Source organism: Ruegeria sp. J8, from assembly GCF_056531925.1.
Map to the genome: position 1 here is coordinate 36,609 of NZ_JBQFMR010000011.1, position 26,782 is coordinate 63,390.

The window sequence follows — 26,782 nt, forward strand, 5'->3', positions numbered from 1 at the left end:
CTTTTGTTCATTCGTTTGAATTTGACTGATATGCGGCGGAAAAGCCATCCTAAGCGCGACTCTTATTTTGCTCTGGGGCGCATTGTGACCAAACTGAACCTGATCGCTGGCGAATGGCTGGCGGGTGATTCTGAAATCGAAAACCGCAACCCTTCGGATCTGAGCGATCTGGTCGGCATCTTTGCGCAGGCCAGCACGGATCAGCTTGAGGCGACACTGGATCAGGCGCGTCTGGCGCAGGCCGAATGGGCCGCTTACCTGCCCGAACGCAAACAGGCCGTTCTGAACGCCATCGGCAATGAATTGATGGCCCGCGCGGAAGAGCTGGGCACGCTTTTGTCCCGCGAAGAGGGCAAACCGCTGGCCGAGGGCAAAGGTGAAGTCTATCGCGCCGGTCAGTTCTTTACCTACTACGCCGCTGAGTGCCTGCGCCAGATCGGTGAGAATGCCGACAGCGTTCGACCCGGCGTTGAGATTGACGTGCGACGCGAGGCCGTGGGCACTGTCGCCATCATCAGCCCATGGAACTTTCCCACCGCGACCGCCTCGTGGAAGATTGCACCAGCGCTGTGCTACGGCAACGCCGTCGTATGGAAGCCTGCGAACATCACCCCGGCCTCGGCCGTAGCCCTGACCGAGATCATTGAACGTCAGGACATCCCCAAGGGCCTGTTCAGCCTGATGATGGGCTCGGGGCGCAGCATCGGGCAGCGTCTGGTGGAAAGCCCCAAGGTGAACGCGATTTCATTCACCGGGTCGGTGCCGGTGGGTAAAGGGATTGCGGCAGCGGCCATTCAGAACCTGACCAAGGTACAGATGGAGATGGGATCCAAGAACGCGCTAGCCGTCATGGACGACGCCGATCTTGATCTGGCTGTGACGCTGGCGCTGGGTGGCGCGTTTGGCGGCACGGGGCAGAAATGCACCGCCTCGTCGCGGCTCGTGGTTCATGCGGGCATCCATGATGCGTTCGTCGAGAAACTGGTCGCCGGTGCGCAAGCGATGAAAGTCGGTCACGCGCTGGAGGACGGCACCCAGATGGGGCCGGTTGTCGGCGAGCAGCAGTTGCAGGAAAACCTCGCCTATGTCGATCTGGGCAAGTCCGAGGGCGCCGAGCTGGCCTGTGGCGGCGCGCGGTTGGAGATGCCGCATGACGGGTTCTACATGTCGCCCGGAGTGTTCCTGAACACCTCCAACGACATGCGCATCAACCGCGAAGAAATGTTCGCGCCGCTAACCAGCGTCATCAAGGTCGGCAGCTATGATGAGGCGCTGAGCGTCGTCAACGACACCAAATTCGGCCTGACTTCGGGCATCGTGACCCAAAGCCTAGCCCGCGCCACCCATTTCCGCCGCAACGCGCGCACTGGCGTAGTTACGGTGAACTTGCCGACAGCGGGCACCGACTATCACGTACCCTTCGGCGGACGCGGCGACAGCTCATATGGCCCGCGTGAGCAGGGAAAAGCGGCAGCTGAGTTCTACACCACCGTCAAAACCGCCTATATCAGCGCCGGGACGCCGGTCTGATGCGTATCGACGGGCTGCAATATGCCAACTGGTCGGAAAAGATTTTCCGGCAACTGCGCGAAGGTGGCGTGGATGCAATCCACGTCACCATCTCTTATCATGAGAACTTCCGCGAAACCGTCCTGAACTTTGAAAAGTGGAACCGTTGGTTCGAGCAATTCCCCGACCTGATCATGAAGGGTCGGTGGGCCAGCGACATCGACACGGCGCGCGAAACCGGGCGGACGGCGGTGTTCTTCGGCTTTCAGAACCCCTCGCCCATCGAAGACGATATCGGTTTGGTCGAAATCCTGCACGATCTGGGTGCCCGGTTCATGCAGCTGACCTATAACAACCAATCCCTGCTGGCCACCGGCTGCTATGAGGCCGAAGATACCGGCATCACCCGCATGGGCAAGCAGGTGATCAAAGAGATGAACCGCGTCGGCCTTGTCGTGGATATGAGTCACTCGGCTGACCGATCCACAATCGAGGCTGCTGAACTGTCCGAGCGTCCCATCGCCATCACTCACGCCAATCCGCATGACTGGTCGCCTGCACTGCGCAACAAGCGCGACGCAGTGATCCGCGCGGTGACGGAAAATGGCGGGATGCTCGGCTTTTCGGTCTACCCGCATCATCTGAAAGACAAATCCGCCTGCACGCGGGATAGTTTCTGTCAGATGATCGCCCGCACCGCCGACAAATACGGAGTCCAACATCTGGGGATCGGCACTGACCTGTGTCAGGACCAACCCGACAGCGTGGTCGAGTGGATGCGCGTCGGGCGCTGGACGAAAGAAATCGACTATGGCGAAGGCTCGGCTTCGGCGCCCGGTTTTCCGCCCATGCCAAACTGGTTTCAGGACAACCGCGATTTTGGGAATATCGAATCCGGGCTACGTTCCGTGGGTATGAACGAAGATGAGGTCTCAGGTATCATGGGCGGCAACTGGTATCGTTTCTTTGCTGAAAACTTCGGACCACGCGCATGATCGATCTGCACCGCGATATTGCACGCCGAGACCCCGCGCAGGTCATGCGACTGTCGCGATTGGGGTCGCTGCACCAATGTCGCCTTAGTTTCATGCGGCAATTGACCCGGCGGATGGCCCGCGAGAACTGGCGTTTTACCCGGCCCGTTTTTGACATCGACACGAACGGGGTGGGTCATGCGGTCTATACCGCGCACGGCCCTGAACGCGCTTATTCACTGGTTGCTTTCGCTCATGACCTGCCGCCCGAGCAACGCTCCGACCGCGTGATAGCCGAGGCTTGGGACGCCACATTTACCCTGTTCGATGGCATCCCCACGACCGAAGACATTGACCGCCTGTCTCAAAACGTCCCCTTGCAAGAGGCCGGGCGGATCAGCGAAAGCGAGTTGTCTCTGTCTCGCGCCAACCGTTCGGTCCGGCTTTGGGCGCATGTGGTCGACGCGCTGGCAGCAGGCACACAGCCGGACCCCGAGCAGATCTATCAGGTGGGCTACCTGATGCGCAGCACGGCTGTTTATGGATCGGGCAAGTTCGGGGCGGCTGATCGTGAGAAAACTGCCGACCGCCCGGAACTGAGCGCCCCTTTCCAAACCGAGATGCTGTCGGTTTATCTGACCCGCACCTTCGTGCGCGATCTGGTGCAGCACATGGCGCAGGCCAAAGGGGGGAACCAAACCGCCAGTCTGGACCCGACGATTGCGCAATGGCTGGGCATTGGCAATTCGACCGGTCTGGGCATGGCGCCCTTTATCGTCAACCATCCCGTGCTGTTCAACAACTGGATCATGGTGCGCGAAGAGGCCATCGCGCGGGTGCGGTCCGTGCCGCAAGCCACACCTGACCGCATCGCGCAGTTCCGCGCGATTTTCGAACGCAGCAAGCTGTCGGTGTCGTGGTGGCGCTCGGATCATCCCGTTCAAATCGACAAGCTGGCCGTGCTCAGGGTTGATCTGGACACGCTCACCGCCGAACTGGCCCAGCGCGACCTGACCGAAAACCTTCCCTGGGACGCCCTGATCCGCTGGTCCGAAGATCATCTGAGTGAAGAGGGTCAGGAATTGCTCGCCTCGCTGATCCTCGAACCTTACGGCGATCTGGTCGACGGTTTGGTCGATTGCATGGCCGACAGCAACGCCGGGGCGCAGGTGATCGACGGCAATATGAGCGTCGCACAGGTTCGCGCGCTGATCCGACAGAGTTTTGACTGGGCGCTTGATCTTGACTGGAAAGCACAGGCCAACTGCGCCCGCGCCTGGTACGTGTCCGAAGAAAAGCTGGAACCCCGTCTGGGCGAACGGTTCGAAGAGCCCATCGCGGAGTACGAACAACCCTTGGCCCCGGCCCGCGATGCGGCGACGGCTTACTACGCCCTGTCCCACTGGCCAGACACCACCTCCATTGCCGCGTTTCTGTCGCAGCACCCCGAACATCGCCACACGATCCGGCGCGCGCAGATGGGACAGGTCGCACCCTATGGTGAAATACGCGACAATACGATCGGCGCGGATGTCATGCCCATCGACATGCTGCGAGCGAAACTCTCGTTCTTCGGTGCCACGCATTTCGATCCCCGCTCGGACCGTTGGGTGCGGATTTGCATGTATGCCGGTGCCCCCTACCCTGAGGATCTGTCCGCAGATACCGCTGATCACTGGGTCTACCCAAGGGCAATGACATGAGCTTTTCATTAAACGAGGTCGAGGCCACCGCCAAACGCGCCACGCGCGGCGCGGGCTATGGCTGGGGCCTGTCCGAAGAGGCCGGAAAGGCCACCCGCTGGCTATGTGCCGCGGGACTGGACGGCGCGCAGGTTCTGGCCGATCTGTTGGACCGGGGCTTGGCACATGCGCCGGGCCGGCACCGCCCGGCATGTCCGGGCAACGAATGGCGCGGGGATGAAATCCTTTGCCCTCTGGCCACCGGGGCAGCCTTGTCCGACCATATGGGCTCGCTGCGGACGGGCGAAATCACACTGACCAATGTCGCCGCCCCTGCCCTGTTGCTGCCATTCGCCGCGAACATTGCGCGCAATTTGAAAACGCCCGTCACAATCACCGTGGATGGCGTTGAGGTCGTCACAGATGGGCCTTCTCTGGCCGTGAACCCAGCGCTGCCCAGCGACGCCACTTTGGTGAAGGTCGCGCTTGGCGGAATCTTGACCGCACCCGCTGCCTGCGCCTCACGCGCGATGCCCGATCCGGCCGCATGGGCCGTATTGAACCGTTTTGCCCACCGCACCTATGCCCCCGCGACCGAGGCCTCTCGTCTGCTTGGGGCCGGGTCTGGCCTGTCCGACAACGATTGATGAAAGCGACACGATGGAAACCCGCACTCTGACCCTGACCGAAATCGAAGACCTGGCCTTTCGCGCCCTTGTTACCGCTGGCACGACCGAAGCCAACGCTCGCCCGCTGGCCGTTGCCACGGCGGCAACCGAAGCGGATGGGGTGGCCAGCCACGGTCTGGCCTATATCCCGATCTATTGCGAACATGTGCAATGCGGAAAGGTCGACGGTGCCGCAAAGCCCGTCTTGGACCGGCCTCGCTCTGGCCTGATCACGGTTGACGCGGCAACAGGGTTTGCACATAGCGCAATTGACATGGGGTTTGACGCCCTAATCCCAGCCGCCAAGGAACAGGGCATCGCGGCCTTGGCCATCCGCAACAGCTATAATTGCGGGGTCCTGGGCTATCACACGCACCGGTTGGCGCAGGCGGGTCTGGTTGGGTTGGGCTTTACCAATGCACCTGCCTCAATCGCGCCATCGGGCGGGTCGAAGCCGGTTATCGGCACCAACCCGTTCTCGGTCGCGGTACCCGGCACAGATGGACAGCCCGCCGTTCTGATCGACCAAAGCGCTAGCACCATCGCCAAGAGCGAGGTCATGAAACATGCCCGCGAAGGCAAACCAATCCCTGTGGGCTGGGCGCTGGACGCGGATGGGAACCCAACCACGGACCCTAATGTCGGGCTCAAGGGCTCGATGGCCCCATCGGGGGGCTACAAAGGAGTGGGCATCGCTTTGCTGACCGAGATCATGGCCGCAGCCCTGACCGGCGCGACGCTCGGCATTCACGCCTCGCCGTTCTCGGGCACAGCTGGGGGGCCACCCAAGACCGGTCAGTTCTTTATCGCCATCGACCCGGCCGCTGCGGCGCAAGACATGTTTGCCGAAAATATCAGTGCATTGGTCGGCTCGATCCATTCTCAGGACGGCGCGCATCTGCCGGGCGACGGACGGCGCGCAAAACGCATTGCCGCCGAAACCGAAGGCGTCGCGGTCAACAAGGCGACCTTGGACAAGATCGAGGCTATCCTGGCCTAACGCTGCGCACCCCCGACGGAACGAAAAAAGGGCGCCGTATTGGCGCCCTTTCTCGTTCTCGACCACATTGGGTTATTGGATCAGACGCAGCTTCTGGATCGAGCCTGCAATCGACACGAAGGAGTCGATAATCTCTTCACCGGTCACTTCATAGTAGTGCGACCAGGACGAAGCACAGGTTCTGATCTCGGATGCGGCCTGCTCCGTGGTTTCGAACGCGACGGTGTAGACAACGGCACCTTTCGCTTTGGCCAATTCACACTGTTCTTGGAACAGTTGCAGGTTGGTCAGCTGCGACGAGGCGATGGTCGAGTCTTCACTTGGACGCGCAGTCAGCTCCGTCAGGCCGTTTTCCTCTTCCATCTCATCGGCGGGGCGAACCTGCGGGGTGGTTTGTCCATCGGTCATGATCACAATAATCTTCGAGCTGTTTTCGTGATCCCAGCTCAGCGGGCGGTCTGCGAACTCGGAGGGAACTTCCCCGGCTTTGCTGAGATAGGCAAACTCATCCTGACTTGACGGGTCCAGCAGGGCCAGCGCGTATTTCAGGCTGTAGTTGGTGCCGGTTCCATCGAACAGGCGCAGACCGTCGATGAAATTGTGCAGTTTGGTTTCATCGTTCTGGGCGTATTGGATGCTCATTTCGTCTTCCGGACACCAACCCCAATTCTGGGTCGTCTCATCATATTCCCAGTTCACGAAATAGGGCGTCTGATCGATCGAACCTGAAGGCAGGCTTGTATTCAGGAAATCCGAATAGGTCATTTCCAGGCAAGACGAGGTGTTGTTCGGAATGTTGCCCACATAGCTGTGGAAATCCGAATACTGAAGCTCGATGTCGACGTTATTGAACTTGGTTGGGCCCGAAGCCTCACTATAGACCGTCGTTGTCCGGTCAATGCTGTAATACATCGTCTCCTGCTTCCCGCCCTTGATGGATGCACCCACCAGTTCGGCACTCTCAGGCAGCTGGGACGAGTTGTTGATGATAAAGTCCCGGACATAGTGATAGTACGTGTCGACGTCATCCTTGTTGAACAGATCGGTTTCGTTGTCCGGGAAGCTGTCGATCTTGACGGAAAAATCGGGGTCAGCATTGCCGTCTGTATCAAACCAGAACACGACGTTCGAGATATCCTGCTTCCATTCCGGGAAGAAATCGTCGTCGGTGGTCGTGCCAAACCGCTCGCCGCCCAAGTATTCGAACATCACCGAGCCTGGGTTGGTTTGACCTGCAAACGGGATAACGCTGACCGAGGTCGCGCACTCGGTGCCTGGGTCGTTGTTATGCTCCAGAGTTTTTGTGACAAATGCTTTGGCTGCGGTCTGCATTTGGGTCAGGCGTTGATTGTTCCCCATACTGCCTGAGATGTCCAAAACCATGGAAATCTCGGTGCACGGTGCCGCCTCATGCGCGGCGGAATTCACGCCCAATGAAATCGTCTCAACACCGCTCAACCGCATGAAATTGGTGTCAAAACCAGATGTCAGGCTGGCACGGACGGTGCGGTCCAGATATTTGTCTTCGACAGAAATCGAACTCGCGTACTCGCCCAAACCGGATGCCGCCAGATGTGCTTCGACAACTTGTGCAGGATCGAGGGTTTGCTCAAGGCTCGCGGCAGAGAGGACAGCGTTGTCCAGAGCCCACTGCAATTTCGCGCGGTCGCGCTCATAGTTCATAACATCGACGGCAATACCCGCCGCAGCCAACAATAGAAAAAAGGCAAACAACGCGAAAATTGTCAAACCACCTTCTTCGCGTTTCGCAAACCAACCAACATCCGCAACCGAATTTCGGAGAGTTTTTGAAACGGCTTTCTTCCGTGAATTCAGATTAAACATTTCTTTCTCCAGACATCCTTATTCGCGAATAAGATGCCCAAAGAAGTTGTCTCTATTTTGCCGTAATGTTGCTATTTGGGTTACCGGAGGTGAACCCATTTTTAACTCAAAATGAACGCGCGGGTGACGCGGAAAACACGGGACTGTCACGAATTCGAATAAAAATATTTAAAATCAATATGATATCACACATCCGTGAAAACGGCGCTTTACACGAGGACCACTGACCGAAAATTAACAGACCGAGTGACCATGGGTAACCTTGCCACATTCCCTTATTTTTAGGCCTCCGAGTCGCGAGCCTGGAAATTTCATCGCGGACACCTCACGTCAGGCCTTGCCGCCCAACGGTTCCACTCGGCCCACACACACGCCTAAAAATACCGTGAAAATTGGCCTCTCAGTACTCGTCTTCATACGGAAAACCGGACCAGCGCATGGCTTCTTCCTCGGCCCGAGAAAGGTCCAGTTTCTCCATCCCCATGTGCAAATGATCCAGAAGCTTTCCGCACAAAATTGACATATTCAACGCAAAATCCGCGCGGTTGACCGCCGCCGTCACAACATCCTCAGGCGCATTTTCTAGGACATCCACGGTGGCCCGCACATCATGAGAAATAACCCATTCTGCACAGGCCTGCCCCCCGATGACCAAGCTGGAGACACGCTCCAACTCTCGACCGGACCGTTCATCATACCATTGATAAAGCGGCAGGACCGCAGCAATTGCCGCGCCTATGACCGTGCCTTTTTCAATGATGTCCAAAGTTATCCGCATATGCCCCACTCCAAGCTATCAGAATGAGCCAAGATTACTTAAGAAAAGCCGTTTGCCCTAATTGCACCCAACCGACGCAATCTAAGGTCTTTTCCAGCCCGTCGGAATAACGATACGACACTCCAGCCCGCCCAGGCTCGTTGAACGGCCAAGGTCGAGTTTTGCCCCATACGCGTTCAGCAGATCGACCGCAATCGCAAGACCAAGCCCGCTGCCGGCAACCGATGTGTCCAACCGCCCGCCCGAGCGCAGGGCCTCGCGCCGGTTGTCCTCGGGGATGCCGGGCCCATCATCCTCGATTAGAACCTCGACGTTGCCTTTTCTAACCTGCGCCACAACCCGAACAGTCTTCTGACACCATTTAACGGCGTTATCCATCAGATTGCCCAGAACCTCTTCGATATCCTGAGGGTCCATGCGCACCCATAATCCGGTTTCGCGAGTGACTTGAAATTGTTTGCCTTCCCGTTCGGTCATTCTCGAGAACAAGCGCGCAAGACGGTCGACCGAATTTGAAAGATCCGTACGGGAATGGGTCAGTTCGGCCGTATTCATCGCACGCATCCGCGCCAGTGAGCGGCTGAGCTGCGCATCGATCCGGTCCAGTGCCTCTTGCGCCGTGTCTGTCGTGGCACCTTGTTCGGAAAGACTGGTTAGTTCATTGCGCAATATGGCCGTCGGGGTCTTGAGGGCATGAGCCAGATCAGCGGTCTGCCGTCGGGACCCGAAGACGATGTCCCGGTTGCGTCGCGACAATTGATTAAGGTCTTCAACCAGCGGCGAGACTTCTTCGGGGTAATCATCCGGCTTCAACCCCTCATCCGAGTCCCAGCGATGGGACACATCTGTGCGTAGTTTGCGCAGCGGCCCCAGAATAGCCGACATCAGGAAAAGCGACCCAGCCACTCCGATCAGACCGACAAGCGTAAAGACCGGCAGAAGGTTCCGCTGGGCCGCGCGGCGTTCGCCCATCAATTCCTCGCGGCTTTCAGCCACGCTGACACCCCAGACCGTTCCGTCTTCGTAAGATATTTCCTGGTAGATACTGCGCACGGCCTCATCTTCGGGGCCTTGCGTGTTCCAAAAGGTAGGCGCGTTGGGAAGGCCCCGGGGCTCGGCCAGCGTTTCATCGAACAACGAGGCCGACGTAAATACCGACCCATCACTACCGGTGACCTGCCAATAGCGCCCGGAAAACGGTGTGCCATAAGCCGGGTCGAACATTAGGTTGCCAAGCGCATCGGGATTGTCTGTCGTGACGCTCAACCCTACCACAAGCTGGGTATGGCGATCCCGCAACGCGGTGTCAAACTGGTCCGAGACCCTTGAGTTGATGTAGGAAAACACTGCCAGAGTCCCCACGCCAACCGACACCGCCCCAGAAGCGATCCCCCCCAGCAATGCGCGCTGACGCAGGGAAAGCATCAGTCCGTGTCAATCATATAGCCGCGTCCACGTACCGTCTTGATCAGTTCCGATCCCAGCTTTTTGCGCAGGCGTGTAATGAAAACCGCAATGGTGTTTGAATCCCGATCGCCGTCATATTCATAGATATGCTCAGAGAGTTCGGTGCGTGAGATCAGCCGTCCGCGATTGTGCGAAAGATATGTAAGAACCGCGATTTCCTGCGCGGTCAGGTCTACCGGCACATCCTTGACCGTCACCCGCCCGTTCTTTGTGTCCAACGCCACATCGCCCATTTCGATGACCGTGTTCAGCTGTCCGCTTTGCCGGCGCAATATCGCACGCACCCGCGCGGCCAGTTCAGGCATATGGAAGGGTTTGATCATATAGTCATCCGCGCCTGCATCCAGCCCGTCGACCCGATCGCTCCACCCATCGCGCGCAGTCAAGATCAGAACCGGCGTCGAAACCCCGGCCTCACGCCATTCCCGCAACACTGTGATACCATCGCGTTCAGGCAGGCCGATATCGAGAATGATCATGTCGTAAGGCTCGGTCGACCCCAGATGCAGGGCCTCCAGGCCGTTTTGAGCGGTGTCCACGACCCGCCCTTCAGCATTCAGCAATCTCTTGATTTGAGCGCTCAGGTGCGGCTCATCTTCTGCCAGAAGTACTCTCATATCGCGAATTTACAGCTATTCAGTTGCGTATTCATCTAGTTTTTCTTGCCGCCGCCATTTCCGCCGCCGCCGCCATTTCCGCCGCCGCCACCGTTGCCGCCGCCACCGCCGTTGCCACCACTGTTGCCGCCGCCGTTGCCACCACTGTTGCCGCCGCCGTTGCCACCACTGTTGCCGCCGCCATTGTTGCCTGAATTTCCGCGGTTCCCGTTATTGCCATTGTTGCCGTTATTGGACTTGGCATTGGAAGCACCGTTGGACTTGGCCGTTGCAGAATTGCCCGGTGAAGTCTTCGCTGCCTCTTTGATCTGCCGCCCGATACTGGACCCGTTTGAAATAACCGCGCCCGTCTGAGCATCGACGATCACGCTGATGATCCGGCCGTTCGGCTTTTTGACCAGAATGCGGTAGTAAACCTTGTCATCCTTGAATGCGCGCGCATCCACGGGGGTGCCGCCAAAGACCTTCTCAACGCCCTTGATGACTTTTTTCAGGCGGATCGCCCCGCCCACAAGCGTCGCTTGCCGCAATTCGGACTGCTTGAGTTCGCGCACAGCAGACTGCCCTTCTCCGGTCAGGAGAAGGGACGCCACAAATGCCGTCGCCAAAAGCTGTCTCATCACTGTCAACTCGTTCTCGCGCGAAACGGTCTAAAGCCTAATTTATTCTATGTGAACCAGTGATGAACAAACGGTTTTTCGTGTGTTCAGGGTGCATCAGTTCAAATGAGGTCGTGGGGTGATTCTGTCGCGCGTTTGTCGTGCCGGAAAACATGGATGCAAACACATGACCCGTGAGGACTGATATGAAGACCAAAACCAACATCCTGCTGAAAGCTACGGCAGTCGCAGTCGCTTTGGTCGGCTCCACCGCAATCGTGACGACACTTGCTGTCCCTGACGCTGCCTATGCCAAAAATGGCAATGGTGGCGGCAACGGGAATGGCGGCGGCAACGGGAATGGCGGCGGCAACGGGAATGGCGGCGGCAACGGGAATGGTGGCGATAAAGGCGGCAATGGCAACGCCAACAAAGGTGATGGCGCAAAAGCCAAAGGCAATGCCGGTCGCGGCAAAACCAAGTCCGGCAGCTCCGGGAAAAAATCCGGTGGCGGTTTTTCCCTGAAAGAGCTGTTCAACGGGAACAAGTCGAAAAAGAAATCCGCCCGCGTGGCCAGCACGACGACCTCAACCACCGAGGTAGAGGAATCCGTCCGACCAAAGGGCCGCAAGAAGGGCAACAAGGCTTCGGCTGAATTTGGTGCGCACCCGTCCGAGTTGGGCGCGTTGAACGCCGCCAACGCCAGCGAGACGGCGCTGCAAAACGCATCGCCGAATTCACGTGTGGGTCGCATCGCCACCTACCGTGACACGGTTCTGGCCGGTCAGGCACTGAGCGAGGAACTGGAAGAAGCCCAGGAATTCCTGGATGGCTTGGAACCTCCTGCTCGTCCCACCGAAGACATTGAGAACGACCTGACCGATGCTCAGCAACAAGTTGTGGAAGATCAAGCGCTTGTGGATGATCTGACCGAGCAACTTGAAAATGCTCCGGACGAGGAAAAGGAGGCTCTTGAACAAGAGCTTATGGAAGCAGAAGAAGCGCTTGAAGCCTCGCAGATGGCCGCGTCCGAATTTGAAACAGAACTCGCAGACGCCGAGGAATATGAAGAAGCCGTCGAAACGGTCGACACCCTGACGGAACAGGTCGAGGCTCAGCCCGAACTGGAACGTGAAGCTTTGGAGGCCGCGGCGAACAAACCCGTCACGGATGAGGTCGAAGCGACCGTAAGGGCGATGTTGGGTCTCGACCCGGTTGAGGATCCTATCGAAGAAGAAGAGGTATCCGAAGTCGAATAGGACCCAATCACCGATCTCACTGCCCTTACACTCACGGAGGCATGGGGGGCCGGGCCAGCCATTTCATCCACCTACATGAGCCTTTGGCTGGCCCGGAACAAATTCGCAGAACCTCGCCACGTTCTGCACAGTTTCACGTATCGCGCACCTTTTCTCACTCTAGCCGCGATAAAAAGCCCGCTCTATTTTGAGCGGGCTTTCCCTTTTCACCGTACCTATTCCGTATGTCTTGTCCTGATGCGTTCTACTTTGTCGGAACGCTTCTTTTTGCCTCGATAAGCCGCATCTCATCGATGATAGAAGACAGTGTAATGTTAATCGGAGGAAAGCGGTTTCCGCGCGTCTTATCGCACGGTGTTTTTCCGTCACGCTGAACCAAATTCCGGGACCGATTAGCAGCGGTGGTCCGAGGTCCGGCAATCAGGATGGCAGACTTTGTCATGCGTTTCCCCTTTGCATGAATTCGGGTAAATACTCACTTTCGTTAAGAATCGATGCCGCGATTATGCAGATTTCCGTTGAACACACAGCAAATACATTGTTCAGCTTGCGTTAATGTTGTCGCGAAAATCGCAACAAAACCAAATAGGGCGCGCGAATCGCCTCGGGTCAGATCCTTGTGTTTTCGAGCCATTCATCCGTTTTGCACCCCTGCGAACCCAAGCCCGAGTTGACAGTCGGCAGCGTCTCGGATAACACCCGCCGCAACATCCGGAAGCGTCTGATCTTCCGGTCCCTTGAGTCGTTCAGGGATCGCCCCCCACCAGCGAGTTTCGCCCGTGGGGGCGTTTGTGCATTTGACCGACGCATCCTATCTAGGAGGCGCCACCAGATAACCGGCTAAGGAGGCCGAAGGCATGTTTGAAAATCTATCCGAACGCCTTTCCGGCGTCTTTGACCGGCTGACCAAACAGGGCGCGCTGTCCGAAGAAGACGTGAAAACCGCCCTGCGTGAGGTTCGCGTGGCCCTGCTTGAGGCCGACGTCTCGCTGCCCGTCGCCCGTGCTTTCGTCAAGAAGGTGCAGGAACAGGCGACCGGTCAGGCCGTCACCAAGTCGATCACCCCCGGCCAGCAGGTCGTCAAGATTGTGCATGACGCGCTGGTTGACACGCTGCGCGGTGAAGAAGACCCCGGCAAGCTGAAGATCGACAACCCGCCTGCGCCGATCCTGATGGTCGGTCTGCAAGGCTCGGGTAAGACGACCACGACCGGTAAGCTGGCGAAACGCCTGAAAGAGAAAGAGGGCAAGAAGGTTCTGATGGCTTCGCTCGACGTCTATCGCCCAGCGGCGATGGATCAGCTGGCCGTGTTGGGGACGCAGGTCGGCGTTGATACGCTGCCGATCGTACCTGGTCAAAAGCCGGTGGATATCGCCAAGCGCGCCAAGCAGCAGGCAACGTTGGGTGGCTATGACGTCTTCATGCTGGATACCGCGGGCCGTCTGCACATCGACGAAGTCCTGATGGATGAGGTCGAGCAGGTTCGCAACGTGGTCGATCCGCGCGAAACCCTGCTGGTGGTCGACGGCCTGACTGGTCAGGTCGCTGTTGAAGTGGCCGAAGAATTCGACGCCAAGGTCGGCATTTCCGGCGTAGTTCTGACCCGGATGGACGGCGACGGACGTGGCGGTGCGGCGCTGTCGATGCGCGCAGTTACCGGCAAGCCCATTCGCTTTGTCGGTCTGGGCGAGAAGATGGACGCGCTTGAGACCTTCGAGCCGGACCGGATCGCCGGTCGTATTCTGGGCATGGGCGACATTGTTGCCCTGGTCGAAAAAGCCCAGGAAACGATGGAGATCGAACAGACCGAGCGCATGATGAAGCGCATGGTCAAAGGTCAGTTCAACATGAACGACCTGAAAATGCAGCTGGAGCAGATGATCCAGATGGGCGGCATGCAGGGCATGATGGGCATGATGCCCGGCATGGGCAAAATGGCCAAACAGATGGATCAGGCCGGTCTGGACGACAAGATCCTGCGCCAGCAGATCGCCATGATCCAGTCGATGACCAAACGCGAACGCGCCAACCCTCAGTTGTTGCAAGCCAGCCGCAAGAAACGGATCGCTGCGGGTTCTGGGATGGAGGTCAGCGACCTCAATAAGCTGCTCAAGATGCACCGGCAGATGTCGGACATGATGAAGAAGATGGGCAAGATGGGCAAAGGCAAGATGCTGAAACAAGCCATGAAGGGCATGTTCGGCAAAGGCGGCCCCTCGCCCGAAGACATGGCCGCAGGCATGGACCCCAAGGCGCTGGAACAGGCGGCCAAGGCCATGGGCGGACGCGGCGGCCTGCCCGGCATGGGCGGCGGCATGGCCCTGCCTCCGGGGCTTAGCGGGTTCGGGAAGAAAAAGTGAATCTGATCGCCAATCATATCCCCCGGCTTGAAACCGAGCGCCTTATCCTCCGCGCGCCGTCCGAGGCCGATTTCGAGGCCGAGGCTGAGTTTTTCGCATCAGACGCAGCCAAGTTTCTCGGTGGCCGCAAAAGACCTGATGAGACATGGCGCTTCATTGCGCAGCTTTTGGGTCATTGGGCGATGCGCGGCTATGGCTTTTGGGGTGTTGAGGAAAAGAACACCGGGATCTATGTGGGACATGTCGGCCTGTGGTATCCTCACAGCTGGCCCGAACGCGAAGTCGGTTGGACGCTAATGAACCACGCCACCGGCAAAGGCTATGCGACCGAGGCCGCAATGGCCGCACGTACTCACGCTTATGACGTGCTGGGCTGGGACACGGCGATTTCGCTGATCGACCCGGAAAACCACGCTAGCAAGGCAGTCGCCAAACGTCTGGGCGCAGCATTTGACTACCACTTTGAGCACCCGAAATTCGGCCCTTCCGAGGTCTGGCGGCACCCCGCCCCAGCCGATCTGGTGAATGGCGGCATGGAGGCATACGCATGACCGATCCCGTAGCACAGGCTGCCACGCTGCTGAAAGAGCATCGCGAAAGCATCGACCGGCTGGACGCGATCCTTGTCTACACGCTGGGCGAGCGGTTCAAGCACACGCAGGCCGTTGGCAAGCTCAAGGCGCAACACGACCTTCCCCCGTCCGATCCCTCGCGCGAGGCTGCGCAGATCGCTCGGCTTGAAGACCTGGCGAAAGAGGCCGATCTGGACCCCGACTTCGCCAAGGCTTTCCTGAATTTCATCATTCAGGAAGTCATCCGACACCACCGGAAACATCAGGAATGACCCGTCGTTTCCACCCATAGAATACCCGGTCCTTGACCGGTCACGCCATCTTAAGGAGATACCACCATGGCAATGAAAATTCGTCTCGCCCGCGGCGGCTCGAAAAAACGTCCGTTCTATCGCATCGTTGCGGCTGACAGCCGTATGCCCCGCGATGGCCGTTTCATCGAGAAACTGGGCACCTACAACCCGCTGCTGCCCAAAGACAGCGAAGAGCGCGTGAAAATGAACATGGAGCGCATCCAGTACTGGCTGGATCAGGGCGCTCAGCCCACCGATCGGATCGCTCGTATGCTGGAAGCTGCTGGCGCCCGCGACAAGGCCGAGCGCAACAACCCCAACAAGGGCACCCCGGGCAAGAAAGCCCAGGAACGCGCCGAAGAAAAAGCAGCCAAGGCTGCTGAGGCGGCAGAAGCTGCTGCTGCTCCGGCTGAAGAAGCGGCTGCAGAAGAATAAGCAGGAAAGCGCGTGCGGGATCAGACTTTCACCGACGATTTTCGCGCGCAGTTTGACCTGTTGCTGCGACTCCGGCGCGATGTGCGTCGGTTTCGCACCGACGCGATTGACGAGGCAGTGCTGACGCGCTGCCTCGACGCGTTTCGGCTGGCCCCTTCGGTGGGGCTCAGCGAACCCTGGCGCGTGATCCGCGTCAAAAGCCAGCCCGCGCGCGACGCGGCGCTGCGAAATTTTCAAACAGCCAATGCGCAGGCATTAGACGGGTATTCCGGCGAAAAGGCGCAGCTCTACAGCCGCCTGAAACTGTCGGGGATACAAGAGGCCCCGGTGCAACTGGCCGTGTTCTGCGACGACACCACCGACAAGGGGCAAGGTCTGGGCGCAGGCACGATGCCCGAGATGCGGCGCTATTCCGTGGTCTCGGCCATCACCCTGTTCTGGCTGGCCTTGCGGGCCGAGGGTCTGGGGCTGGGCTGGGTGTCCATTCTGGACCCCGACAAGATGGCGCGCGATCTGGACGTGCCCGAGGATTGGCGCCTGATCGGTTATTTCTGCGTTGGCCTGCCAGAAACGCAATCGGACACGCCTGAACTGGAACAGGTCGGCTGGGAATGCCGCGACGACAGCCTGCCCATTGAGGTGCGATAGGCGCATGTTCGGGTTATTACGCCTTCCCATCCTGCTGATGATCGCCTTTATTGTCGGCGTGTTCTTCGAACGCTCAAACCAGCGCGAAGCCTGCGAAGGCATCGGGCAATGGGATGACGGACTTTGTGTGACGGATGGGGCAAATGAGTGATCTGATCTGCGTCGGCAGCATTGCGGGATCATATGGCGTGCGCGGTGAGGTGCGGCTGAAAAGCTATTGCGCCATCCCCGAGGATATCGAAGCCTATTCTCCCCTGACTGATGAGGCCGGTGGAGAACGCTATCCACTGATCCTGACCCGGTCGATCAAGAACGGCTTTGCGGCGCGTTTGGGCGGAGTTGAAACCAAAGAACAGGCCGATGCACTGAAAGGTCTGCGACTGTTTGCGCGGCGCGATCAACTGCCCTCGTTACCCGATGATGAGTTCTATCACACTGACCTGATCGGGCTTGAGGTCTATGACACAGGCGGCACCCTGCTGGGCCGTGTGAAGTCTGTGCAAAACCACGGCGCTGCCGACCTGCTGGAACTGCACGGGCCGGGGCTGAAGGCCACCGTTCTGCTGCCCTTCACGCTTGAGGCCGTCCCCACGGTCGATCTGGATCAAGGCCGCATCATCGCCGACCCGCCCGAAGGGCTGATCTGATGCGCCGCGTCCTGCTGCATCTGGGCCTGCACAAGACCGGCACCACTGCGGCGCAATCCTTCCTCTACGACAACCGCGAATTGATCTGGCCGCATTTCGCGCTGGTTCTGCCTTATCGCACGCGCAATTCGGGATTGTCGCGGGCAGCAACTAACCATTCCGTTTATGGCACCGTTGGCACTTTGTCCGAATTCGGTCGCCAGATGCGCGACTTCCTCGATACGCTGGATTTTGGAGAAAAGCGCGGCTTGATCCTTAGCGAGGAAAACTTCGCGGGTCTCCGCCCCAGTCGCAATCTGGAACAGGGCTACGCGGCGGCTCCCGATCTGGCCGCCTGTCTGGTAGATTCGATCCACCAGAGGTTTTCAGGGCAGGAGGTAGAGATCACGCTTTACCTGTCTTTGCGCCAACGGGGCGGTTGGCTAAGCAGCCTGTGGGCGCATGATTTGCAGCGGATGCGGCAGGTGCAAGATTTCGACACGTTCCGCGACAGCATCGACCATTTGCCCTCGTTGCAAGAGACCGTTGACCAGATCCGTGAGAAACTGCCCTCGGTCACCGTGACCACGGAATGGCTGGAGGAACAGCAATTGCGTCAATTCGGGCCGGGTGCGCCCTTTGCCGAGTATCTGGACTTACCCTATGACAAGGCGCAACGGTTGGTTCCGCCCTCCAAATCTAACACTCGGTTGCCCGAGAACGTTTTGGCGGAATTGCTGAACCTGAACAGATCACGTTTGGACGAAGCCGCCTTGGTCGCGCAAAAGGCCGCCGTAGTTGAACGGGCGCAGCAGGCGCTGATGGGTGCGACATGACCGAAAAACCGTCGAAATCTCATGGGCGCAAGGCGATCCGCCCGACCCTGAAACCGCGTGAGTTGCTGACCCCAACGCCCGACCTGCACGGAGTGTGGAAGGCTAAGATCATCACTCTGTTCCCTTCAGCTTTTCCCGGTGTGTTGGGCGAGAGCCTGACGGGTAAGGCACTGCAAGAGGGCCTCTGGCAGTTGGAAACCGTCGATCTGCGCCAATTCGGCGTCGGAAAGCACCGCAATGTGGACGACACGCCTGCCGGTGGCGGCGCTGGCATGGTGCTTCGCGCCGATGTACTGGGCGAGGCGATTGAACACACGATGGCGGGGGTGCGGGGTAATTGGCCGCTGATCTACCTCAGCCCGCGTGGCCGCCGGATGGATCAGCGCATGATGCAGAATCTGGCGCGCTGTGACGGTATGACCCTGCTGTGTGGCCGGTTCGAAGGCGTCGATGAGCGGGTGTTGGAGCATTTCGGCGTGCAAGAGGTCTCCTTGGGCGATTTCGTCATGACCGGTGGTGAGATTGCCGCGCAGGCTCTGATCGACGCGACTGTGCGGCTGATCCCCGGCGTTTTGGGCAATCAGGCCTCGGCTGAGGAAGAGAGCTTCTCCTCGGGCCTGCTGGAACACCCGCAATACACTCGCCCTGCCGAATGGAAGGGCCGTCCGATCCCGGACATTCTGATGTCGGGCCATCACGGCCGTATTGCCAACTGGCGGCATGAGATGTCCGAGCGGATCACACAGGAACGCCGCCCCGACCTGTGGGACGCCTACTCCAAAGCAAAGTCCGAAGACTAGCCGTTCTTCCACCGCGCCCAAATCTCGGGTGGGCCGTTGAAGGTGTTGATGTCCACGGGTCCCTGCACGCCGGGCACCAAACCAGTGCCGGTATATTGCCAGAACCGCCAAACCGCCTTGGGATAGACCTTGCGGGGGTGGCCTGCCACTGACCTCAGCCAGAACTCTGTCTTGGGCAGGCGCCCTATGTCGGTGTCGCCGTAGAAATCCACGGTGGTGTAGACAATCGGACGCCGCCCGTAGTGACGTTCGAGAATATCCAGAAACCTCTTCGCCTCAGCCCGGACGGTCGCGCCATCGGGGCGTAGGGTGCAGGTCTTGGAATGCGGCGTCCACTCCATATCCAGAACATGCGGCAGGTCCGACCCTTTGGGAACGTTCTGGATGAACCACCGCGCCTGCTCGCGAGCTGGGCGGCAGAAATAAAAATAGTGATAGGCACCCCAAGGCACCCCGGCGGCCTTTGCTCCGCTGCTGTGACTTGCAAACATCGGATCAGCTACATCACCACCCTCAGTCGCCTTGATGAAGACAAAGCTAACCCCCGAAGCCTTGGCCTTGTGCCAGTCAATCGGCCCTTGCCAACGCGACACGTCCAGACCGTGCACCGGATAGTGGCCAGGATGGCGCCCCTCCCACGGGTGCGGATCAGCATCGCCAAAAGCCGGGAAGATCACCGAAGGTGAGGTCGTGCCCAGAAACGCGTTGGCCTCAACCTCTTGCGGCGGCGGGCTGCTGCGACCGCAGGACAGGATGGCAAAAGCCACGACAGCAAGCATCAATGCAATGCGCATGTTCTGTTCCTGTTTGAAATGACTGCTCTTGTAATTACCCTCAGAATGCCTGATCGACGGATCAAAGCAACGATGCTGTTTTGAGGCGGCGGAATCCCACCGCTTCACAGCATTTTGGGCTTGATCCCTGCACATAATGCCCTTAAACGACCGCAATCCGGTGCCGCGTCATGCGACTCCGGTGTTTTGGTTTGGTCGATGTCGTGACGCCTGGCTTTCTTCGGTCTGGGCGCGGCCGAACAAACCGGACTAAGGAACATTCGATCTGACCTCTGGCGGGCTGCATGCAGAACCCGGTGAAGACCAAGAGCTCTCAGCCCGTGCCCAAACTTCGTGGACCAACCACGAGCAGATAGGAGTGAATGCGATGGACCTGATCGCACAGCTTGAGGCGGAACAGATTGCCGCCCTGGGGAAAGACATCCCCGATTTCAAAGCCGGTGACACCATCCGTGTCGGCTTTAAAGTGACCGAAGGGTCGCGTACCCGTGTGCAGAACTACGAAGGTGTCTGCATCGCGCGCAAAGGTGGCAGCGGCATCGCCGGTTCGTTCACCGTCCGCAAAATCTCGTTCGGCGAAGGCGTGGAGCGTGTGTTCCCGCTGCATTCGACCAACATCGACAGCATCACCGTTGTTCGCCGTGGCCGCGTCCGTCGCGCCAAACTGTACTATCTGCGCTCGCGCCGTGGTAAATCCGCGCGTATCGCCGAAGTCACCAACTACAAGCCCAAGGCAGGCGCCGAGGCGTAAGGAGCGGAAAGATGAAAAAAGACATCCATCCCGACTACCACTTCATCGACGTCAAACTGACCGATGGCACCGTGATTCAGATGAAATCCACCTGGGGCAGCGAAGGCGACCAGTTGGCCCTGGAGATCGACCCCTCCGTGCACCCCGCATGGACCGGTGGCGGCGCGCGCCTGATGGACGCCGGCGGCCGCGTGTCGAAGTTCAAGAAGAAATACGAAGGTCTGGGCTTCTAAGCCTGACCCGGATCAGATCCGAAAGGCCGTCCCTTGGGGCGGCCTTTTTCTTTGGGCTGGCGCAATCAGATCCAATAGGATAGCGCCACAGGCAGAACCAGAATGGTTGCCAGGGTCGAGACAAGAATGAAACCAGCCACGTCAGGGCCGTATTCCGGCAGATGCTGGTCGACAAACAAATAGGTCGCCACCGAGGACGGCATCAGGCAGCACAGGATCACCGCGCCACGCTCGGCCCCCGTAAACCCAAAGACCCAGACGAGGCTCGTTGAGATGGCAAACGCCATACCCAGATGCAATGCGGTCAGGCTCACCGCACGCCCCAGACTTTGCACCCTTAGGCTGGCTAGTGTATGGCCCAGCGTCAGCAGCATCAGCGGGATCGACAGCCCACCGAGGATGTCAAAGGACTTGGCCACGGGTTGCGGCAGGCTGTACCCGGTCGTCATCAGGATCAGTGAGATGACGACAGCATAAATAACCGGAGAGGTGAGAAGCTTTCTGGCCGAGAACTCTCCGGCCGGGATCCACATTCCAAGGGTAAAAACGCTGATCAAAACGACGACCACAAAACCCATCGTATAGGCCATCCCGGCATCGCCCAACGCCAGCAGAGTAATCGGCAGGCCGATATTGCCTACATTCCCATGCATCAATGGCGTCAAAAACGCCCGAACCGGCAGGCGCATCGCCTTCAGCGCGACAAAGCCCAACATGCCAAACGCCGCAATCGCCAACGCTGCGGCGGCCATGACGTCCAGAAAGGTGCCAACCGCGATCTGGGTCGTCGAAAGATGCGAGATGATCAGGGTCGGGTACCCAACGCGCGAAACCACCCCTCCGATGACCTTATTATCAAAGGGTGCTTTTGTCAGCGCCAACACGTACCCGATCCCGGCGCAGATCAGAACCGGCAGGACCACGTTCAGGACATTCAGGAAAAGTTGCTCCAATTCACGCCCTTCCAGCGTAGCTCTCCAAGCAAGAGTGAAATAGAGGACCGCTTTTGGCAACCGCCCCCTCGGCCCAGGGTCTGAGTTTTCGCAACAGCGCCCTAGAATGGCGTTTCGGGTCCTTCCCTTCCTTCGCTCCACAACATATAGTGGCGCGCAACAAACTGTGGTCAAACACGGCGGGACTTGGGAATACAGGCATGGCACATATTATCGTAGTGGGGAACGAGAAGGGCGGCGCAGGCAAATCGACCGTCTCGATGCATGTGGCCACTGCATTGGCCCGACTGGGACACAAAGTCAGCACGCTGGATCTGGACCTGCGACAGCGCAGTCTGGGACGGTATTTCGAAAACCGGGCCAACTTCTTGAAGAATTCGGACCTGACCCTGCCGACCCCGCGCCACCACGACCTGCCCGAGATTGACGCAAGCAAGCTGAAGCCCGGCGAGAATATCTATGACCATCGCCTCTCGGCCGCGGTGGCCGAATTGGAAAGCGATAGTGACTTCATCCTGATCGACTGCCCCGGCTCGCATACCCGCCTCAGCCAGGTGGCACATTCGCTGGCCGATACGCTTGTCACGCCACTGAACGACAGTTTCATCGACTTTGACCTGCTGGCGCGGATCGATTCCAAGGGTGAGAAAATCCTTGGTCCTTCGGTCTATTCCGAGATGGTCTGGAATGCCCGCCAGTTGCGCGCGCAGGCCGGGTTGAAACCGATCGACTGGGTCGTCGTGCGCAACCGTGTCGGTACGCAGCGCATGGTCAACAAGGAAAAGATGCAGCGCGCGATCGAGATGCTGTCGCAGCGCATCGGGTTCCGCGTCGCTTCGGGATTTTCCGAGCGTGTGATCTTCCGCGAGCTGTTCCCCCGTGGCCTGACCCTGCTGGACCTAAAGGATATCGGGGTCAAACAACTCAACATCTCGAACATCGCTGCGCGACAGGAATTGCGCGACATGATGAAAGAGTTGAACCTGCCGGGTGTTGAGATCGACTTTTAGGTCGCCGTCGCAAGTCCGCTATGCGGGACGAAGCTGATTTTTCCGTCAAGGCAACTGAGAGAAACTGGCCCGTCCGAAGACAGGCCAGCAGCCTGATAAGTCAGTTTAAGGACTTCCAGAAGACGATTTTGTCATCTCCTGTCGCCCAAAAATCCCTGATACGGGCTTCCTCGGTGTAGCCATTCTTTCGGTAGAATTCGCGAGTCTGCTTGAACTCTTCCGTGCCTGACGTGTCAACTATTAGGATGCGCTGCCCACGCACTTTAAGCTCGGTCTCCAGATGCATTGAGATTGCACTACCTAAACCGCCTCCTTGCTGCGTGGGCAAAACTGCAATGGCGAGCATATTCCATGTCCCTTCTGCAAGCTCTTCTGGAACTGCGTAGCAAAAACCCACTGGGTTTCCGTCCACTTCGCATGTTAGCCAAATTTCAGAGCTTTCTTCATCGGATAGAAAACTGTTCACCATGTCAGGCAGCATCTCACTTGGGAAAAGTTCGGTGCCGTTAAGTACTTCCTGTAAAGCGGCGACATCGTCGCGCATTGTTGGTCGTATTTTCATTGGTCCTTCGTCTTTCGTTGTATCGCCAAACGAGCAAAAGCTATCGATATGGCGGACGCAGAACCCGTGCCATTGTCATTCACAGTTATGGTTGTTTCGACTGTTCACGAGCCATACGTCATTGGAAGCCTGAGAAATTATAAACAGGCTTTATTTGGCTTAGTCGTCCTTCCGTTCAGGACTCAGCGGTTTCCCGCAATCGCAAACATAAAATCTCCATCGCCCTGCGAGCATGCCGAGCGTGCAACTGGGGTATCACTGCGACGACTTACGAGCAAGGACAGGTGTATTGCCGCACCCCAATACCTAACCCCCCGCCCGATAGACCGTAAACAACTCTTTCGGTTCGGGTACACCGCGCAGCATGTAGCGTCCGACCGAGATCAGGTCTTGCCCACAAGGCTGCGCTGCCTGCGCAACATCGTCCGAGATCAGGATACGCTGGCCCAATGACCGGTGCATCCCTGCGATCCGCGCGGTCTGGTTTACCGCTGGGCCGATGACGGTGAAATCCAAACGGCTTTCGGACCCGATATTGCCATAGAGGATTTCCCCCGAATGCAGCGCCAGCGTGAAATTCGCCACGGGTAGACCGTCGGCTTTTCGCGCAACGTTCAGCTCTTCAATACGCGATTGCAGCATCGGAACGGCCTTCAGCGCGGCCCTTGCATCCTCATCAATATCCCCGACATCGAACATGGCCATCAGCCCGTCGCCCATGAATTTCAGGATATTCCCGTCATTGTCATGGACCACGCCAACCGCCACCGCCAGATAGTCGTTCAGCATGTCGATGATCTCGTTGCCGGGCAGCTCTTCGGACAGGCTGGTAAATCCCTCAAGATCGAAGTTCCAGATCACCGCGTCGATCTGCTGCAACGACCCGCGCCGGATCTCGCCCGACAACACACGACGGCCTGCATCGCGGCCCAGATAGACGCGCATCAGGTCCTTGGATATCCGCGCGTTCGAGGCTGATTTCAACGCCAACCCCAGATGCGGCAAGGCCGTATTAATCAGGTCCAGATCGCTGTCCTGAAACCCGTCAGGCGCGTTGCTGGTCCAGGACAGCAAGACCCCATCTACCGCCTTTTTCGCATCGAGTGGTATGTTGTTGGTCGGCATGTCAAAGGGCACACTGGTGGCGTAATAGTCGGTCGCACCGACCTCGCGCAGGTCGTTGATCAGAGGATATCGGCTGGGTTCGTTCTGATCGACGATCCGTTCATGCACGAAATCGAGGTCTTCGTTGAGGATCGCGTATAATGGGCTGTTCTGCCAATCCTCACTGACATCTTCCGAGTATTTGAATTTCTGATAATCGCCGCCCTGCCCCTGATACCAGCTGTAGCCGGTGCCGCCATAGACCGGGTGCAGGGCCGATTGGGCCGCATGAAACCGCATCAGCGGCACGCCGAGCTCAACCAGCCGAGTGCAATACCCGTCCAGCAATTCTTCTTTGTCCGCGCCTTCAAGGCCGCGGGCAACAATCCAGTTGATCAAATCCGTTGATTTCGCCGCGTTCTTTTCCGGGGCTGTCATTCTTTGTTTCCTATGTCCGCTCTGAACGTCATCTGGGGTCAATGGATGACAATTACCAGAGTTCACCTCATCTCGGCCAGTTTCTGCAACATCTTGCGCAGCAGGGCGGCTTCATCCTCATCAAACATTGCGGCCAGTTTGGCATCATATTGCCGGGCTATGCCGCAGAGCTCTCGGTAGGCAGCCTTGCCCGTTGGGGTCAGTTTCAGATGCTCGACCCGGCGGTCGCTTTCGTTGGGCGTGCGTGTCAGGAATCGGCGGAGTTCAAGCTTGCTGACCGCCCGACTGATCTTGGTCTTGTGGATACGCGCTCTTTCCCCGATCTCTTTCGCGGTTATCTCACCATAATTTCCCAGATGAAACAGCACACGCCATTCCGTGCGCAACATCCCGTAGCGGTCCTTGTAGGCACGCTGAAATTCCAACGAGCTTTCCTCGGCTGCGCGGTTCAGCAGATAGGGCAGGAAATCCTGCAAATCAAACGCATCATTTTTTGCGGTGTCTGTCTTTGTCATGCTTGTTAGTTACAAAATCAACTATTATCCCACAAGCAGCAAAACAGGAGGAGTACGGGATGAACCGTCCGGCTGATCCGCATCAGATGACCCAGGCCAGCAGCTCTGTTGGCACACACGAAGGCTATATGCCTGGCTGGGCAAACGACTTTGAAACAGAAGCTTTGCCCGGCGCGCTGCCGCAAGGGATGAACAGCCCGCAACGCTGCAATTATGGCCTCTATGGCGAACAGCTGAGCGGTACGGCATTCACCGCCAATCCGCCGGAACGGACGTGGTGCTATCGCATTCGCCCCTCGGTCAAGCATTCGCATCGATATGAGAAAATCGACCTGCCCTATTGGAAATCGGCCCCCTGCGTTGACCCGGATGTCATCAGCTTGGGTCAATACCGCTGGGACGCGGTTGCCCATTCCGGTGACGGCCTGACCTGGCTGACTGGCATGCGCACCATGACCACGGCGGGGGATGTCAATACGCAGGTGGGCATGGCCAGCCATATCTATCTGGTGACGGACTCCATGGTGGATGACTATTTCTTCTCGGCCGATTCCGAGCTGTTGGTGGTCCCTCAGGAAGGCCGTCTACGCTTTGCCACCGAGCTTGGGATCATTGACGTTGAACCCAAAGAGATCGCCATCATCCCACGCGGTCTGGTCTACCGGGTCGAGGTTCTGGAAGGCCCTGCGCGCGGCTTCGTCTGTGAGAACTACGGGCAAAAATTCGAACTGCCGGGCCGAGGTCCGATCGGCGCGAACTGCATGGCCAACCCGCGCGACTTCAAGGCGCCCGTGGCGGCGTTCGAAGACCGCGAGGTCCCCTCGACTGTCACCGTAAAGTGGTGCGGCCAGTTTCATACCACCAAGATCGGGCAAAGCCCGCTGGATGTGGTCGCCTGGCATGGCAACTACGCGCCTTACAAATATGACCTGCGCACCTATTGCCCGGTCGGCGCGATCCTGTTCGACCACCCCGATCCGTCGATCTTTACTGTCTTAACAGCGCCTTCGGGCCAGCCCGGCACGGCCAATATCGACTTCGTCCTGTTCCGCGAACGCTGGATGGTGGCAGAAGACACGTTCCGCCCGCCCTGGTACCACAAAAACATCATGTCCGAGCTGATGGGCAATATCTACGGCCAGTATGACGCCAAGCCACAGGGATTTGTTCCCGGAGGGATGAGCCTGCACAATATGATGCTGCCCCACGGGCCGGACCGCGAAGCGTTTGACAAAGCGTCAAATTCCAACCTCGGCCCGGACAAGTTGGACAACACCATGTCCTTCATGTTTGAAACCCGTTTTCCGCAGCACCTAACGGCATTCGCCGCCAATGAGGCCCCCTTGCAGGATGATTACATTGACTGCTGGACCTCGCTTGAGAAAAAGTTCGACGGAACACCCGGCAAAAAATAAACACCTCGCGGGTCCAAGATTTTTCGACGAAAAATCTCG

Annotated in this window: 29 protein-coding genes; 19 read left to right on the plus strand and 10 right to left on the minus strand. The window is 58.3% G+C overall.

Translation table 11 applies throughout. The features are described 5' to 3' along the window. Positions 1 to 30: 30 nt before the first annotated feature. Genes ACR0L1_RS19630 through ACR0L1_RS19650 form a run of 5 tightly spaced genes read left to right on the plus strand, consistent with a single transcriptional unit; the run spans position 31 to position 5,833 of the window. The gene (locus ACR0L1_RS19630; RefSeq protein ID WP_480505566.1) at positions 31 to 1,530 is read left to right on the plus strand and encodes an aldehyde dehydrogenase family protein; all 1,500 of its coding nucleotides are present in this window, start codon (positions 31 to 33) and stop codon (positions 1,528 to 1,530) included. Beyond that, entirely contained in the window at positions 1,530 to 2,504 is a 975-nt protein-coding gene (locus ACR0L1_RS19635) for a membrane dipeptidase (protein WP_480505564.1), read from the plus strand. The genes ACR0L1_RS19630 and ACR0L1_RS19635 overlap by 1 nt, the downstream gene beginning before the upstream one ends. After that, positions 2,501 to 4,186: a hypothetical protein gene (locus tag ACR0L1_RS19640; RefSeq protein ID WP_480860467.1), complete on the plus strand. Its 1,686-nt coding sequence runs from the start codon at positions 2,501 to 2,503 to the stop codon at positions 4,184 to 4,186. Before ACR0L1_RS19635 ends, ACR0L1_RS19640 begins: the two co-directional genes overlap by 4 nt. Further along, positions 4,183 to 4,812, plus strand: coding sequence for a DUF3726 domain-containing protein (locus ACR0L1_RS19645; protein WP_480860469.1), 630 nt, complete (start codon positions 4,183 to 4,185; stop codon positions 4,810 to 4,812). The genes ACR0L1_RS19640 and ACR0L1_RS19645 overlap by 4 nt, the downstream gene beginning before the upstream one ends. 13 nt (positions 4,813 to 4,825) lie before the next feature. Next, positions 4,826 to 5,833, plus strand: a complete 1,008-nt coding sequence (locus tag ACR0L1_RS19650) for an Ldh family oxidoreductase (RefSeq protein WP_480860471.1) — start codon at positions 4,826 to 4,828, stop codon at positions 5,831 to 5,833. Positions 5,834 to 5,905: 72 nt separating this feature from the next. On the opposite strand, the gene ACR0L1_RS19655 is transcribed toward ACR0L1_RS19650, so the two are convergent. The 5 genes from ACR0L1_RS19655 to ACR0L1_RS19675 all read right to left on the minus strand — a co-directional run bounded on the left by ACR0L1_RS19655 (position 5,906) and on the right by ACR0L1_RS19675 (position 11,052). Then, a complete protein-coding gene (locus ACR0L1_RS19655; protein WP_480860473.1) occupies positions 5,906 to 7,678 on the minus strand; it encodes a Tad domain-containing protein in 1,773 nt (590 codons plus the stop codon). Between the two features lie 400 nt (positions 7,679 to 8,078). Continuing rightward, a complete protein-coding gene (locus ACR0L1_RS19660; protein ID WP_170791446.1) occupies positions 8,079 to 8,456 on the minus strand; it encodes a hypothetical protein in 378 nt (125 codons plus the stop codon). Positions 8,457 to 8,537: 81 nt separating this feature from the next. Then, positions 8,538 to 9,881: a sensor histidine kinase gene (locus ACR0L1_RS19665; protein WP_480505554.1), complete on the minus strand. Its 1,344-nt coding sequence runs from the start codon at positions 9,879 to 9,881 to the stop codon at positions 8,538 to 8,540. Continuing rightward, positions 9,881 to 10,540: a response regulator transcription factor gene (locus ACR0L1_RS19670; protein WP_480860475.1), complete on the minus strand. Its 660-nt coding sequence runs from the start codon at positions 10,538 to 10,540 to the stop codon at positions 9,881 to 9,883. Before ACR0L1_RS19670 ends, ACR0L1_RS19665 begins: the two co-directional genes overlap by 1 nt. Before the next feature lie 35 nt (positions 10,541 to 10,575). Beyond that, positions 10,576 to 11,052 (minus strand): PepSY domain-containing protein, encoded by a 477-nt coding sequence (locus tag ACR0L1_RS19675; RefSeq protein ID WP_480860477.1) that lies wholly within the window; start codon positions 11,050 to 11,052, stop codon positions 10,576 to 10,578. 293 nt (positions 11,053 to 11,345) lie between these two features. On the opposite strand from ACR0L1_RS19675, the gene ACR0L1_RS19680 reads away from it, so the two are divergent. From ACR0L1_RS19680 to trmD, 10 genes are all read left to right on the plus strand, one after another. Continuing rightward, a complete protein-coding gene (locus ACR0L1_RS19680) occupies positions 11,346 to 12,398 on the plus strand; it encodes a hypothetical protein (protein ID WP_480860479.1) in 1,053 nt (350 codons plus the stop codon). 857 nt (positions 12,399 to 13,255) lie between these two features. After that, positions 13,256 to 14,758, plus strand: coding sequence for a signal recognition particle protein (gene ffh, locus ACR0L1_RS19685; protein WP_170791440.1), 1,503 nt, complete (start codon positions 13,256 to 13,258; stop codon positions 14,756 to 14,758). Then, positions 14,755 to 15,309: a GNAT family N-acetyltransferase gene (locus ACR0L1_RS19690; RefSeq protein ID WP_480860481.1), complete on the plus strand. Its 555-nt coding sequence runs from the start codon at positions 14,755 to 14,757 to the stop codon at positions 15,307 to 15,309. The genes ffh and ACR0L1_RS19690 overlap by 4 nt, the downstream gene beginning before the upstream one ends. Continuing rightward, a complete protein-coding gene (locus ACR0L1_RS19695; protein WP_170791436.1) occupies positions 15,306 to 15,602 on the plus strand; it encodes a chorismate mutase in 297 nt (98 codons plus the stop codon). Before ACR0L1_RS19690 ends, ACR0L1_RS19695 begins: the two co-directional genes overlap by 4 nt. A gap of 66 nt (positions 15,603 to 15,668) precedes the next feature. Then, positions 15,669 to 16,058 carry a 30S ribosomal protein S16 gene (rpsP, locus tag ACR0L1_RS19700; RefSeq protein WP_010437590.1) on the plus strand — a complete coding sequence of 130 codons (390 nt, stop codon included), beginning with the start codon at positions 15,669 to 15,671 and terminating at the stop codon, positions 16,056 to 16,058. 12 nt (positions 16,059 to 16,070) lie between these two features. Next, positions 16,071 to 16,706, plus strand: a complete 636-nt coding sequence (gene bluB / locus ACR0L1_RS19705) for a 5,6-dimethylbenzimidazole synthase (RefSeq protein ID WP_480860483.1) — start codon at positions 16,071 to 16,073, stop codon at positions 16,704 to 16,706. A 4-nt stretch (positions 16,707 to 16,710) separates the two neighbouring features. Beyond that, positions 16,711 to 16,857, plus strand: coding sequence for a hypothetical protein (locus tag ACR0L1_RS19710; protein ID WP_170356104.1), 147 nt, complete (start codon positions 16,711 to 16,713; stop codon positions 16,855 to 16,857). Next, on the plus strand, positions 16,850 to 17,353 hold the full coding sequence (gene rimM / locus ACR0L1_RS19715; RefSeq protein ID WP_170775128.1) for a ribosome maturation factor RimM: 504 nt from the start codon (positions 16,850 to 16,852) through the stop codon (positions 17,351 to 17,353). Before ACR0L1_RS19710 ends, rimM begins: the two co-directional genes overlap by 8 nt. Continuing rightward, a complete protein-coding gene (locus tag ACR0L1_RS19720; protein ID WP_480860484.1) occupies positions 17,353 to 18,168 on the plus strand; it encodes a hypothetical protein in 816 nt (271 codons plus the stop codon). The genes rimM and ACR0L1_RS19720 overlap by 1 nt, the downstream gene beginning before the upstream one ends. Further along, entirely contained in the window at positions 18,165 to 18,968 is an 804-nt protein-coding gene (gene trmD / locus ACR0L1_RS19725) for a tRNA (guanosine(37)-N1)-methyltransferase TrmD (RefSeq protein WP_480860486.1), read from the plus strand. Before ACR0L1_RS19720 ends, trmD begins: the two co-directional genes overlap by 4 nt. On the opposite strand, the gene ACR0L1_RS19730 is transcribed toward trmD, so the two are convergent. Further along, complete coding sequence (locus ACR0L1_RS19730) at positions 18,965 to 19,762, minus strand: glycoside hydrolase family 25 protein (RefSeq protein ID WP_480505538.1); 798 nt, start codon at positions 19,760 to 19,762, stop codon at positions 18,965 to 18,967. The two genes, trmD and ACR0L1_RS19730, sit on opposite strands and share 4 nt — an antisense overlap. A gap of 367 nt (positions 19,763 to 20,129) precedes the next feature. Between ACR0L1_RS19730 and rplS the strand changes: the two genes are divergently transcribed. After that, complete coding sequence (rplS, locus tag ACR0L1_RS19735) at positions 20,130 to 20,513, plus strand: 50S ribosomal protein L19 (RefSeq protein ID WP_170328369.1); 384 nt, start codon at positions 20,130 to 20,132, stop codon at positions 20,511 to 20,513. A gap of 11 nt (positions 20,514 to 20,524) precedes the next feature. Then, entirely contained in the window at positions 20,525 to 20,746 is a 222-nt protein-coding gene (gene rpmE / locus ACR0L1_RS19740; protein WP_170775136.1) for a 50S ribosomal protein L31, read from the plus strand. A 65-nt stretch (positions 20,747 to 20,811) separates the two neighbouring features. Here the strand turns inward: rpmE and ACR0L1_RS19745 are convergent, their stop codons facing one another. After that, the gene (locus ACR0L1_RS19745) at positions 20,812 to 21,759 is read right to left on the minus strand and encodes an AEC family transporter (protein WP_480860488.1); all 948 of its coding nucleotides are present in this window, start codon (positions 21,757 to 21,759) and stop codon (positions 20,812 to 20,814) included. A 140-nt stretch (positions 21,760 to 21,899) separates the two neighbouring features. On the opposite strand from ACR0L1_RS19745, the gene ACR0L1_RS19750 reads away from it, so the two are divergent. Then, positions 21,900 to 22,709 carry a division plane positioning ATPase MipZ gene (locus tag ACR0L1_RS19750; RefSeq protein WP_170775140.1) on the plus strand — a complete coding sequence of 270 codons (810 nt, stop codon included), beginning with the start codon at positions 21,900 to 21,902 and terminating at the stop codon, positions 22,707 to 22,709. Between the two features lie 100 nt (positions 22,710 to 22,809). Here ACR0L1_RS19750 and ACR0L1_RS19755 read toward each other — a convergent pair whose 3' ends face one another. From ACR0L1_RS19755 to ACR0L1_RS19765, 3 genes are all read right to left on the minus strand, one after another. Next, positions 22,810 to 23,271 (minus strand): GNAT family N-acetyltransferase, encoded by a 462-nt coding sequence (locus ACR0L1_RS19755; RefSeq protein WP_480860490.1) that lies wholly within the window; start codon positions 23,269 to 23,271, stop codon positions 22,810 to 22,812. 306 nt (positions 23,272 to 23,577) lie between these two features. Further along, positions 23,578 to 24,813, minus strand: a complete 1,236-nt coding sequence (locus tag ACR0L1_RS19760; RefSeq protein ID WP_480860492.1) for an adenylate/guanylate cyclase domain-containing protein — start codon at positions 24,811 to 24,813, stop codon at positions 23,578 to 23,580. Between the two features lie 62 nt (positions 24,814 to 24,875). Next, positions 24,876 to 25,328, minus strand: a complete 453-nt coding sequence (locus ACR0L1_RS19765) for a MarR family winged helix-turn-helix transcriptional regulator (protein WP_170791422.1) — start codon at positions 25,326 to 25,328, stop codon at positions 24,876 to 24,878. Positions 25,329 to 25,387: 59 nt separating this feature from the next. On the opposite strand from ACR0L1_RS19765, the gene hmgA reads away from it, so the two are divergent. After that, a complete protein-coding gene (hmgA, locus tag ACR0L1_RS19770) occupies positions 25,388 to 26,743 on the plus strand; it encodes a homogentisate 1,2-dioxygenase (protein ID WP_170787147.1) in 1,356 nt (451 codons plus the stop codon). The last annotated feature ends 39 nt before the right edge of the window (positions 26,744 to 26,782 follow it).